Source organism: Novosphingobium sediminicola, from assembly GCF_014196525.1.
GTDB classification, from domain to species: domain Bacteria; phylum Pseudomonadota; class Alphaproteobacteria; order Sphingomonadales; family Sphingomonadaceae; genus Novosphingobium; species Novosphingobium sediminicola.
On record NZ_JACIDX010000020.1, the window covers coordinates 84508 to 96318 of the forward strand.

Sequence of the window (11811 nt, forward strand, 5' to 3'; positions counted from 1 at the left end):
GATGATGAAACGAGAGATCTTTGCCGGGATGATGATCGCGGCGGCGGCGATGCTGCCTGTGGCGATCCGGGCGGATACGGCCAAACCGACGCATAGCGGGAATATCGCGCACGGGATGCGGCTTTATCAGGCCTGCATGGGCTGTCATTCGCTCGATGAAAACGATGTAGGGCCGCGCCATCGGGGCGTGGTGGGCCGTCAGGCCGGGGCGGTGCCCGCCTATACCTACTCGGCTGCGTTGCGATCGTCCCATCTGCGGTGGACGCCTGCAAACCTCGACCGCTGGCTGGCCGGGCCGCAGGCCTTGGTGCCGGGGGCCAAGATGTATTACATCGTACCGGATAGCCAAGACCGGGCCGATATCATCGCCTATCTGGCCAGCCAGAAATAGCGCCGGGGAAAGGCACCATCACGCCATGTTCAGCCGCTGGCATCTTCCCCGCCCGATCTTGCGAAAAGAGCCTGATGGCCCATCGCCCGATCATGCTGCGCGCTTTCGTATGGCCATCATGCCGTATCTCGACGCGGCCTATACCTATGCCCGCTATCTGGCCCGCGATAGCGCCGCGGCCGAGGATATCGTTCAGGAAGCCTTCGCCCGCGCGCTGCGCGCCATGGGCGATTGCCGGGGCGACGAAAAGGCCTGGCTGATGGCTATCGTGCGCCATTGCCATCATGACTGGCGGCGCGCCCGGCGCCATGAATGGCCCGCCCAAACCGAGGATGACCGTGAAGATCCCTCCGCGATGAACGCCATGGAAAGCCATGTCACGGCGCGCGAGATGCGCGGCCTGATCGAGCAATTGCCCGAACCTTTCCGCGAGGCTCTGGTGCTGCGCGAATTGCAGGAGATGTCCTATCGCGAGATTGCCCGGATCACCGGAGCGCCGCTGGGCACGGTGATGTCGCGCCTTGCCCGAGCCCGCGCGATGCTGGCGGGTCTTGTGTTGGCGCCCGAAGATGGCGAAACCCGCCCCGGAACGCAGGAGAAGCGGTCATGACCCACAAGCCTTGCCCGGAGCGGGTCCATGCGCTTCACGCCATGCTAGATGATGAAACCGACGCGCTGGCAACCGTTGAATTGGAAGAGCACCTGCGCGGATGCCCAGCCTGTCGGCGCGAACTCGACAGGCTCGGCCAGTTGCGCGAATATTTGCGCGTGCCCGAATTGCGCGATGTCGCCCCGGCCGCCCTTGCAATGCGGATCAGCCAAATGGCCTCGCCCATGCGCCCCCGGCGCCCGGCGCGCGCATGGTTGGGCGGGGCTGTTGGAGGCGCTCTGGCCGCCGGCCTCGCCTTTCTTCTACTGGCGCCCAATCTGACCGAGCCGGGGTTGGATCAAGCCGTCGTGGACGGGCATATCCGCTCGCTTCAAGCCGGGCACCTGACCGATGTTGCGGTTTCTGATCGCCATGTTGTCAAGCCATGGTTCAACGGTCGCCTGACCTTTGCGCCGCCGGTGCCCGATCTGGGTGCATCGGGCTTTATACTGGGCGGCGGGCGGCTGGATGTGCTCGAAGGGCGCGATGTGGCGGTGCTGGTCTATCGACGGCGCCTGCACATGATCAACCTTTTCGTGCGGCCCACGCCTGCCCTCTCCGGATTGCGGCAAGGCCTGATGCGGCGGGCGGGCTATGGTGTGGAGCGCTGGCAGATGGATGGGCTGGAATTTCTGGCCGTGTCTGACCTCGATCCGGCCGATCTCGCGCAATTTCGCATGGCCTTTATACGCGGTGCTCATTCCGGCAATCGGGAACGTTAGAGGGCAGGTCTGGCCTCGCGCATCGCCTCAACAAAGCGCCGGACATTAGGCGAACGCGCGCGATTGCCCTGAAACACCAGCGAAATCGGCACCGGGGGCGGATCGTCCTGGTCCAGCACATAGGCCAGACGCCCGGCCACGACATGGTTCTCCACCTGATAGGACAGCGCCCGCAGGATGCCGCCCCCGGCCATGGCCGCATCCATCGCGCTATCAACGCTGTTGGTCAGCAGACGCGGTTCGACACGCACCGCCTGACGCCCATCGGGGCCAAAGCGCCATTCACCATTCTGGGTGAAATTATCAAAGGCGATCAGATCGTGATCGCGCAAGGCGACCACATCGCCGGGTACGCCACGCCGGGCCAGATAGTCCGGACTGGCCACCAGAACCCGCCGCGTTTCGTCGATCCGCAGCGCGCGCAACGCGCTGTCGGCCAGATGCGCGATGCGCACCGCCACATCCACCCCTTCATCGACCAGCCTGACCACCCGGTCGGTCAGAGTCAGTTGAACCGTCAGCCCCGGATGGCGCCGCATCAGATCCAGCACGACGGGCAGGACCCGCAGCCGCCCAAACACCACCGGCGCGGTCACAATCAGCAACCCGCGCGGCTCCGCGTTGTCGCCGCGCAGGGTTTGGGCCGCATCGTCCAGTTCGATCAGCGCCTGTCGGCAATGTTCCAGATAAGTCGCCCCCTCGGGCGTCAGTTGCACGGAACGGGTCGTGCGGCGCAGCAGCAACGTGCCCAGACGCTCCTCCATTTCGGCCAGAGCGCGGCTGGCGGCGGTGGGCGAAATGCGGCGGATGCGGGCCGCTTCCACAAAGCTGCCATGGTCGGCCACGGCGACAAAGGTCCGAATGGCGTCGAGCTGGTCCATAATAATCCCGAAATCCGCAATAATGAAATGTGATGATAGAATATTATCATCAATATGACCATGAATTATCTCACCACTGACACGCCGTTGCACCCCGATCCCAAGAGGCCGGCGTCATCAGGAGATCCTTCATGTCGCGCATTGCCATCCCCACCTACGAAGCCTCGCCCGCAGCCTCGCTGCCGCTGCTTGATGCGGTTCAGGCCCAGTTGGGTGTCATTCCCAATCTTTTCCGTCTGGTGGGTGCCAGTCCGGCCGCCCTTGAAGGCTTGCTGGGCCTGAGCGGAGCGCTGAACCGGACGCTTGATGTCCGCACGCGTGAACGAATCGCCATTGCCGTGGCCGAGACGACCGGTTGCGATTACTGCCTTTCGGCCCACAGCTATCTGGCGCTCAATCTGGCCGGACTGGATCAGGAAGAGGTCGAAGCCAACCGTCAGGGCCGTTCGAAAGATCCGCGCGCCGATGCCGTGCTGATCTTTGCCAAGCGCGTGGTGCAGACGCGCGGCAAGGTCGAAAACAGTATGCTTGAGGCCATTCGTCTGGCCGGGCTGTCCGATGCCCAGATCGTGGAAATCGTGGCCAATGTGGCCATCAATGTCTTTACCAACCTTATCAACAATGTGGCGCAGACGGACATCGACTTTCCGGTGGTGCGGGCGGGCGGGTTGTAATGGTCCGTCATAATTTCTCCGGCCTGCGCGCGATGGCGCTGGCGGCATCGGCCCTGCTGTTTGCGGCCCCCGCTCTGGCCGCTTCTCCCTCATCACAAGGAAATCATGGCGTGAACCCTTTGCCTTTGACCACCTATCATTTCGCCACCATCAAGGGGCGCCGGACATTCTATCGCGAGGCCGGCGATCCGTCCGCGCCGACCATCGTCCTGCTGCACGGCTTCCCCACCAGCAGCCATATGTATCGCGATCTCATCCCCCTGCTGTCGGATCGTTTCCATGTGATCGCCCCGGACTACATCGGCTTTGGCCAGTCCGATGCGCCGTCGGCCAAAGAATTTGACTATACGTTTGAAAATCTGACCGATCACGTTGATGGCCTGCTCGATCAACTGGGACAGAAGCGCTATATTCTCTACATGCAGGATTATGGCGGCCCGATCGGGTTTCGTCTCCTGACCCGCCATCCCGACCGCGTGGCCGGTTTGGTGGTGCAGAATGCCAATGCCTATCTCGAAGGTGTGGGCGACATGCCAAAGCAGGTGTTTCTGCCCCTCTGGCAAGGCCGCGATGCCACGACCGAGGGGGCCGCGCGCGGTTTTCTGGCCGCCCAGACCACGAAATTCCAATATACTGTGGGCGCCCGCAACGAGGCCGCGATCAGCCCGGATAACTGGGCCCATGATCAGGCGCTGCTGGACCGACCCGGTACGGATGCCTATCAACTCGACCTGCTCTATGACTATCGCCAGAATGTCGCGCTTTACGATGCCTGGCATGCCGCCCTGCGCCAGCATCAACCGCGCACGCTGATCGTCTGGGGCAACAAAGACCCCTTCTTCATCCCCGCCGGGGCTGAGGCCTTCCGCCGCGATTTGCCCGCGGCGCGGCTGGTCTGGCTGGATGCGGGCCATTTCGTGCTGGATGAAAATGCCGCGCAGGTCGCCGCCGAAATCAAGGCAGAATTCGCGCTCGCGCCTTGATCACGCCCCACCGGCGCGCCTCGCCCAGCGCATGGGGCCCGGCGCGCCACCCTTCCCCCTAAGCGGGCCGCAGAGCCCGCCGGGTCGCCCGGCCCGTCGCCGAATTGTCTTGCCCTTTCAGTGGCGGCGGCGGGTCGGTTTTTCACGGAGAACATATTTCATGCATCACGATCACACCGTTCCTCGTGTCGCGCTGGTGACCGGCGCAAGCCGGGGCATCGGGCGAGCCACAGCGATCCGTCTCGCCCGCGATTTCTCCACGGTGGCCATCGTCGCCCGTTCGGCCGAAGGGCTGGCCAACACCGCCGATGCCATTCGCGCCGCCGGGGCGCAGCCATTCGCCCTGCCCCTCGACCTGCGCCAGAGCGACGCGGCCGGGCAGGCGGTGCTGGATACGGTCAGCGCTCTTGGCCGACTGGACGCGGTGGCAGCCATTGCCGGGGATGTCAGCCAGAAGGGCTTGTTCGAACTGACCGATCAGGACTGGCACGAAAGTCTGATGCTGAAATTCCACGCGATGCGGCGGCTGGTCATCGCCGCCTGGCCCCATTTGCGCCAGAACGAGGGAGCCGTGGTCATCACATCGGGCACCACCGCTTTCGCGCCTAAGGCCGATTTTGCCGCCGTGGGCGCCATCAATGCGATGATCCTGTCGGTTGCGCGCTGCTTTGCCGAGGTCGGGCAGGCCGATGGCGTCCGGGTCAACACCGTCAGCCCAGGCCCGGTGATGACCGACAGGCGGCGCGCCATGCTGGCCCGCTATGCCCTGTCCCACGGGCTGACCGAACAGGAAGCGCTGGATCATTTCGCCCGCAACAACGGCATTTCGCGCTTTGGGCGGCCTGAGGAAGTGGCCGAGGTCTTTGCCTGGCTCGTATCTCCGGCAGCCTCGTGGATTTGTGGTTCGAACATTCGAATCGATGGGGGCGAGGTGAAAATGGCGCTGTAAAACCCTCAAGCCTCACGACATAACATCACGATAATATTCGGGTTTTACTGGACAAGCTACGCGACATCCTCATGATAGGCCGCTGCGACAAGAGGAGGATGCCCATCATGTCCGCGACATTCTCGCCCTTTGATGCCGCTGCCATGCTGATCGTGGCTGCGGCCGTGCTGGGCTATGCCAATCATCGCTGGCTGCGCCTGCCCGCTTCGGTTGGGCTGACGGTGATGGGGGCGCTGGCCTCGCTGCTGGTGCTGGGCATTGACCGGCTGATGCCCTCCAGCCAGCTTGCGGCGCAATTCAACGCTTTTCTGGGCCAACTCGATTTCCATCGCACGCTGATGGAGGGGATGCTCTCCTTCCTGCTCTTTGCCGGGGCGCTGCATGTCGATTGGTCGCATATGCGCGCCGGGCGCTGGCCGATCATCATTTTCAGCACGGTCGGCGTGCTGATCTCTACGCTGGTAGTCGGGCTAGCCTTCTGGTTGGTGGCGGGATGGATGGGGCTGGGCGTGCCTTTGGCATGGGCGCTGGTGTTTGGCGCGCTGATCAGCCCGACCGATCCGGTGGCGGTGATGGCGGTGATGAAACGCGCGGCCATGCCTCCTACCTTGCAGGCAACGGTTGCGGGTGAAAGCCTGTTCAACGATGGCGTAGGTGTAGTGGTCTTTTCCATCCTGCTGGCCATCGCCACGGGCGGGGCCGAATTCCACCTCTCCCATGCCGCGATGGATTTCCTGCATGAGGCGGGCGGGGGAGCCTTGCTGGGTCTGGCCATCGGCTGGATCGCCTTTCGCGCCATGCGCAGCATTGACGAATATAATATCGAGGTGATGATCTCTCTGGCCGTGGTGATGGGCGGCTATAGCCTTGGCATGGCTCTGCATATCAGCGGGCCGGTGGCGATGGCGGTGGCCGGTCTTGTCATCGGCAATGCGGGCGTGGCCCATGCGATGAGCGATGTGACGCAGGATTATCTGCTCAAATTCTGGGCGCTGATCGACGAGATCCTCAATGCCGTGCTGTTCCTGCTGATCGGGCTGGAAGTCATCGCCATTGCGCCGCATCTTTCGCTGCTGATGCTCGGGGTCATCTCGATTGCGCTGGTGATGGCCGGGCGGATCGTGTCGGTAAGCATTCCGCTGGCGTTGATGCGGCGGATGATCGACATGGGGCCGCTCGCCCTACCCACGCTGGTGTGGGGCGGATTGCGCGGGGGCATCTCGGTGGCTCTGGCGCTGTCCCTGCCCGACAGCCCGATCCGCAGCGCCATTCTTGCGGCCACCTATATCGTCGTCCTGTTCGCTGTTATCGTTCAGGGCGGAAGCATCGGCGCGCTGATTGAAAGGATCAAGGCGCGCCATGGCGTGACGGGAGTGACGGTTCATTGAGGCACTGGCATCACACGCTTCGACGCTGGCGGGTCAAACTGGCCCATCTGATCTTGCTGCCCGAAATGAGCGAGGAAGACGGCGCAGCAATCCGGCAACAGGTCGAGGATGACGGCAGGCTGACGCGCGTCTTTGCGCTGATGTGCGGCCTTGCGGCAGGGATTGCGATGCTAGGCCTGCTGCAATCCTCAACGGCGGTGGTGATCGGGGCGATGCTGGTTTCGCCGCTGATGGGGCCAATCGCGGCGCTGGGCTTCGGTTTTGCCGCGCTTGACGGCCATCGTATCCGCGATGCGGCCAAGGTGGTGATGGTGGGCGCGGCCATCGGCATCATGACGGGCATCCTCATCACTTGGGCCAGCCCGATCCGCAATGCCACGCCCGAAATCATCGCGCGCACTCAACCGACCTTGCTCGATCTGGTGGTGGCGCTGCTCTCGGGCGTGGCGGGCGGCTATGCCTCGGTGATGAAGAAAGGCGGTACGGCGATTGGCGTGTCGATTGCCACCGCGCTGATGCCGCCACTGACCACGGTGGGCTATGGGCTGGCGGTGTGGCAGCCTGCCTTTGCGCTGGGCGCGCTATTGCTGTTTCTCACCAACCTTTCGGCCATCGCTTTTGCCTTTGCGCTGGTGGCGCGGCTGAGCGGCGCGGCCCTGCCCGAAAGGCAGGTCGACTGGTCGCCGCGCTATGTGCTGGCCGGGTTGACCGCGTTTGGCATTCTCGCGGTTCCGCTGGGACTGACCCTGTCGCAGGTCAGCCGCGAGGCCGGTTTGCGCAAGACCGCCCGCGCCGCCATTGCCGGGGCCACGGGCGGCACCAACAGCCGGATCGCGCAGCTTGACGTATCATGGCCGCTGCTAGGCGACCCGGAAGTCAGCGCTCTGGTCGTCACCCCGCATTATGCCGGTGATGCCGAGCAGGCCTTGCGCAAGGCGCTGGCGGCGGCAGGTGCGGACAAGGTTACCGTCAAGCTGCAACAGGTTCTGGCCGCTGACCTGCCCGCCCAGACGCAGGCGATGGTCGATGCCGCGATGGAGCGCACCGCCGCAGGCATTGCCGCCGATGTGCCGCCCTTTGCGCGCATTCGCGCCGCCATCGGGCTGCCGACCTCTGCGCTCTGGGTCAATCGGTCCGAACGTATGGTATTTGCGGCGCCGGTCGCCGCGCCCGGCTGGACGCTGGCCGATTATCGCCAGATCGAACAGACCGCGACGCAAGCGGCGCAAGGCTGGCGCGTGGCCATCGTGCCGCCGGCCAGCGCGGAACTGACGGTCGCTCTGGATGGCGCAAAGGAAGATGCCAATGCCATCAAGCCCGATCTGGCGATCTGGGCCGTGCAGCGCTGGGGGCTGAACCGGGTGATCGTTGCAGGGCGTGAGGATGAGATCGCGCCGCTGCTCCAGCAATTGCAGCAGGCGGGCATTGCCGCATCCGTCACACCGCCAGATCCTCAGGACAAGTCGCAAGAAGCCAAATTGCGCTTGTCCGCTCCTCCGTCCGCTCCTCCCTCCTCTGGCGCTCAGCCTGAGACGGCGCCAGGTTCTGCGCGCACCAGCGGAGCGTGACGGTCCACCAGTACGGCGCTTGCCTGATTGAGCCCGACAAGTTCGACAAGGGTGCCGTGGCGCCGCAATGTGTCCACCACACCCTCCAACGCGCCAACGGCGGTCACATCCCACAGATGGGCATCGCTCAAGTCAATATGAGCCCGCCCTGCCCGGTCGCGCAGGTCGAAATGGTCGGCAAAAATATCGGCGCTGGCAAAGAAGATCTGGCCGGAAACGGTATAATGGCGCGTGTCGCTTTCAGGATCATAGGTGACGGTCACCTGCATCATGCGCGTCACTTTGAACGCGAAGAACACCCCGCTGAGCAACACGCCCACCGCCACGCCTGCGGACAGGTCATGCGTAGCCACCGTCACGGCGACCGTGACCAGCATCACCATGCTGGACATTTTGGGATGATGCACAAGATCGCGCAATGAGCCCCATGAGAAAGTGCTGATCGACACCATCACCATGATCGCCACCAGTGCAGCAACGGGCACCTGCGCCACCCATGCCCGCAGCGGCACCAGCACCACCAGCAGAAACACGCCCGCCGTCATCGTGGACAGCCGCCCTCGCCCGCCATAGCGCACATTGCCCACCGTCTGCCCGATCATCCCGCAACCGGCGATCCCGCCAAACAGCCCTGCTGCCACATTGGCAAGACCAAGCCCGGTGCTCTCGCGCGACTTGTTGCTGGTCGTTTCGGTCAGATCATCGACCACGGCGGCTGTCATCAGCGATTCAAGCAGCCCTACCGCTGCAATAGCCAGCGAATAGGGCGCGATAATCCGCAGCGTTGCCCAGTCGAGCGGCACCCGAGGCAACGAAAAGACGGGCAGCGAGGCGGGCAATTGGCCAAGGTCCGATACCGTATGGACGGACATGGGAAGGGCCATGCTTACCCCGGTCAGCACGAGGATGCAGATCAGCGGGGATGGCAACCAAGCGATGAAGCGGGGGGCGAGATAGATGATGGCCAGCCCCAGCGCGATCAAGGCGTAAGTATGCCATGTCACCCCCAACATCTGGGGCACCTGCGCCGAAAAGATCAGGATTGCCAGCGCGTTGACAAAGCCGGTGCGCACGGAACGGGAGACAAAACACAGCAGCACGTCAAGTTTGAGCAAGCCAAACACGATCTGAAGCAATCCGCCCAGCACCGTGGCCGCCAGCAGATATTGCAGGCCATGCGCATGGACCAGCGCGCCCACCACCAGTGCCACTGAACCCGCCGCGCCCGAGATCATCGCCGGGCGGCCACCGGCAATCGCAATGACGATGCCGATCACGAAGGACGCAAACAGCCCGACCTGAGGATCGACCCCCGCGACAAAGGAGAAGGCGATCACCTCGGGGATCAGGGCAAAGGTGCCGACCATACCCGCCAGAATATCGCGGCGCGCATCAGCGAGACTTTCGAACCATTCGGCACGATAGCGAACAAGATCTTGAGACAGCATCAAAAGAGATTTCCACGAAGATCGCAAGGCGCCCATGGCGCGGCACGGAATATGGCGTGTTTGCGAAATGCGTTGTCCGGCGGATTGGCGGCCGGAATAGCCACCCGGAATTTCACCGGGTCCATGCGAATAAGGCCCGTTAGCGCGAAACGAGCATCACCACAAGCCGCCGCATTCGTGCTCTCAGCCCCTTATTGGCATTGCCCCCGTTCGGTAATACCAGCCCATTGGTCAGCCTCACTCTCGAATGACAGCGTGAGTTGCAACAGACTGGTATCGGGCAAAAGCTTGCGCGGCGGGTTCTTGGGTCGCCTTTAAATCGGGTGTCGCTGATATCAGGTCGACGCGGTTGCCTTCTTAGCGGCCGCATCGAGTTCGGCTGCAGTCAATGAAATGAACAGGCCGTTGGCCCCAAGACCGAACGCCTTTTTGGTCAATGAGACAGGGCCTGAGGCTCGCTCTATAAGCACCTGATCACCTTTGACTTCTTTGATGGTTCCGATGACCGTTCCGGCCTTGCCCTTGACCTCTGCGCCAGACGTCATGGCCGCCTCCAACGCTGCTGCTGCCTTTTGGCTTGCGGCCGTCACCTGATCATCAATCTGCACCTTCGTCATGGAAACGGTCGGCCCCTTTGGGCCGGAACCGAACGCGGTCTTAGGAAGCGCAGCTTTGTGTATCCCGGTGTCGATGACGATGATTTCACCCGAAATGCTGTCAATCTTGCCGACCTCGCCGCCTTGCAGATCATAGGTCATAGCGCCCACGACCAAGGCGTGCGTGGCAGAAGCTGTATTGGCCTGTTGCGCCATGGCGACTGGAGCAAGAGTCAAGGCTGCCGAGGCGACCAAAAGGCCACGAATAAGTTTCACGTCAAATCTCCTTGTTACATAAAATCAATGCGATGCTGTTCAATTCGGTTTTCGGCGGCGGCTCAACAGACCGGAAATGCAATCGACAAGCTGGGCCTCATGGACGCTTTTGGAGAGCCACGCTCTCACTGACGCCAAGGCGGGGCCAATCTGGCACACCTTCTCCGGTCACATAGACCACAGCAATTTCTGGAACGAGTTCACGCGCCTGATGCGCCAAAGACCAGCCATCATCACCGTCGGCGAGCCGGATGTCCGTTATCAGCGCGTCATAGCGGGTTGTTGAATCGCAGAGCAAATTCATGGCCTTGCTTGCGTAACTTGCAGCGATCGCCTCGAAACCACGATGTTCAAGGGCAATTTCCATGGCAAAACAAAGAAGCGCATCGTCTTCGACCACGAGGATTTTGGGTAAGCTCATCGCCTGTCACGCCCTCGTCTTGGCCATGACTTCGCGTGTAACCCTTTTGACAATCTGCGAACCTGAAGAGCTATTGCCTAAAAGGCGGCAAATACGCCTGCCTTCGGACCATAAATATGCGGGTACAGAGGAAACATATCGCCTGGCGATGATCAGCGCAGTTTCCTCATCGGCAGCGTCAAATTGAATTGTCTCTATGGGTGCGCCTGGTGATTGTTGTTTGGTCAGTTGGAAAAGTGCCATTGCCTCTCCCTCACTTCCTTCCGTCCAGCAGCCTCAACTCCGCCACAAAGGGCATTTCGTTTATGAAAGTGCATCAGCCCATGCGATAGGTCCAATTGAAAGAATATGGACCATGCGATAGATTTAACCTATCAAATCGACATGACAAGTTTTCGCCAATTGCAATATCTGGTCGCCGTCGCGGATCGCCAAAATTTTCGCCAAGCGGCCAACAGCCTGCATGTTTCTCAGCCGACCCTCAGCCTGCAGTTGCAGAAGCTGGAGGAGCAGCTTGAGGTGCGGCTGATTGAGCGCAATGTGAATCCTGTGTGCCTGACGCCCATAGGCCACGAAATTGTAGCGCGGGCGCGTAAGCTCCTGCTTGACCTCAACGAACTGGAAGCTTGCGCCAAACGCAGCACTAGCGAATTGGTGGGAACGATCAGCCTTGGCGTTTCACCTACCCTAGGGCCTTATCTGTTGCCCGGAATTGTCGGCGTGCTGAAACGGGAAATGCCAAGCCTGCATCTCTATATTCGCGAGGGCATTCTGAGGTGCTGCCGGTTTGATGGACACCGAGATAAGGTGTTTTCATCGAACGGAGAGCATCGATGCAACGAAGGAAGTTTAGCCGTGAGTTCAA

The 11811-nt window shown here is 62.0% G+C and carries 14 protein-coding genes and 1 other annotated feature; of the genes, 9 read left to right on the forward strand and 5 right to left on the reverse strand.

Going from position 1 to position 11811, the window contains the following annotated elements; all coding sequences use genetic code 11:
• Positions 1-4 precede the first annotated feature (4 nt).
• The 3 genes from GGR38_RS20745 (at position 5) to GGR38_RS20755 (ending at position 1762) form a co-directional block, all read left to right on the forward strand.
• Entirely contained in the window at positions 5-391 is a 387-nt protein-coding gene (locus GGR38_RS20745; protein ID WP_183628336.1) for a c-type cytochrome, read from the forward strand.
• A 109-nt stretch (positions 392-500) separates the two neighbouring features.
• Positions 501-1001 carry a sigma-70 family RNA polymerase sigma factor gene (locus GGR38_RS20750; RefSeq protein ID WP_246405115.1) on the forward strand — a complete coding sequence of 167 codons (501 nt, stop codon included), beginning with the start codon at positions 501-503 and terminating at the stop codon, positions 999-1001.
• Complete coding sequence (locus GGR38_RS20755) at positions 998-1762, forward strand: anti-sigma factor family protein (protein ID WP_183628339.1); 765 nt, start codon at positions 998-1000, stop codon at positions 1760-1762. Before GGR38_RS20750 ends, GGR38_RS20755 begins: the two co-directional genes overlap by 4 nt.
• On the opposite strand, the gene GGR38_RS20760 is transcribed toward GGR38_RS20755, so the two are convergent.
• Positions 1759-2643, reverse strand: a complete 885-nt coding sequence (locus GGR38_RS20760) for a LysR family transcriptional regulator (RefSeq protein ID WP_183628341.1) — start codon at positions 2641-2643, stop codon at positions 1759-1761. The genes GGR38_RS20755 and GGR38_RS20760 overlap by 4 nt on opposite strands.
• A 131-nt stretch (positions 2644-2774) precedes the next feature.
• On the opposite strand from GGR38_RS20760, the gene GGR38_RS20765 reads away from it, so the two are divergent.
• The 5 genes from GGR38_RS20765 (at position 2775) to GGR38_RS20785 (ending at position 8205) form a co-directional block, all read left to right on the forward strand.
• On the forward strand, positions 2775-3317 hold the full coding sequence (locus tag GGR38_RS20765; protein ID WP_183628343.1) for a carboxymuconolactone decarboxylase family protein: 543 nt from the start codon (positions 2775-2777) through the stop codon (positions 3315-3317).
• Positions 3317-4300 (forward strand): alpha/beta fold hydrolase, encoded by a 984-nt coding sequence (locus GGR38_RS20770; protein ID WP_183628345.1) that lies wholly within the window; start codon positions 3317-3319, stop codon positions 4298-4300. Before GGR38_RS20765 ends, GGR38_RS20770 begins: the two co-directional genes overlap by 1 nt.
• Before the next feature lie 160 nt (positions 4301-4460).
• Complete coding sequence (locus GGR38_RS20775; protein ID WP_183628347.1) at positions 4461-5249, forward strand: SDR family oxidoreductase; 789 nt, start codon at positions 4461-4463, stop codon at positions 5247-5249.
• Between the two features lie 107 nt (positions 5250-5356).
• Positions 5357-6637, forward strand: a complete 1281-nt coding sequence (locus tag GGR38_RS20780) for a cation:proton antiporter (protein ID WP_183628348.1) — start codon at positions 5357-5359, stop codon at positions 6635-6637.
• Positions 6634-8205, forward strand: a complete 1572-nt coding sequence (locus GGR38_RS20785) for a DUF389 domain-containing protein (RefSeq protein ID WP_246405116.1) — start codon at positions 6634-6636, stop codon at positions 8203-8205. The genes GGR38_RS20780 and GGR38_RS20785 overlap by 4 nt, the downstream gene beginning before the upstream one ends.
• Here GGR38_RS20785 and GGR38_RS20790 read toward each other — a convergent pair.
• From GGR38_RS20790 to GGR38_RS20805, 4 genes are all read right to left on the reverse strand, one after another.
• Positions 8160-9650 carry a SulP family inorganic anion transporter gene (locus GGR38_RS20790; protein ID WP_221227190.1) on the reverse strand — a complete coding sequence of 497 codons (1491 nt, stop codon included), beginning with the start codon at positions 9648-9650 and terminating at the stop codon, positions 8160-8162. The two genes, GGR38_RS20785 and GGR38_RS20790, sit on opposite strands and share 46 nt — an antisense overlap.
• A 73-nt stretch (positions 9651-9723) precedes the next feature.
• Positions 9724-9779, reverse strand: a sequence feature (sul1 is cis-regulatory element that is thought to sense ions involved in sulfur or methionine metabolism; They are found in Alphaproteobacteria).
• Between the two features lie 209 nt (positions 9780-9988).
• Positions 9989-10525 carry a hypothetical protein gene (locus GGR38_RS20795; protein ID WP_183628350.1) on the reverse strand — a complete coding sequence of 179 codons (537 nt, stop codon included), beginning with the start codon at positions 10523-10525 and terminating at the stop codon, positions 9989-9991.
• 97 nt (positions 10526-10622) lie between these two features.
• A complete protein-coding gene (locus GGR38_RS20800) occupies positions 10623-10946 on the reverse strand; it encodes a response regulator (RefSeq protein ID WP_183628351.1) in 324 nt (107 codons plus the stop codon).
• Between the two features lie 6 nt (positions 10947-10952).
• Positions 10953-11189 (reverse strand): hypothetical protein, encoded by a 237-nt coding sequence (locus GGR38_RS20805; RefSeq protein WP_183628352.1) that lies wholly within the window; start codon positions 11187-11189, stop codon positions 10953-10955.
• 105 nt (positions 11190-11294) lie between these two features.
• Here GGR38_RS20805 and GGR38_RS20810 point away from each other — a divergent pair.
• Positions 11295-11811, forward strand: a 517-nt coding sequence (locus tag GGR38_RS20810) for a LysR family transcriptional regulator (protein ID WP_246405117.1), incomplete at its 3' end; no start/stop codon positions are given.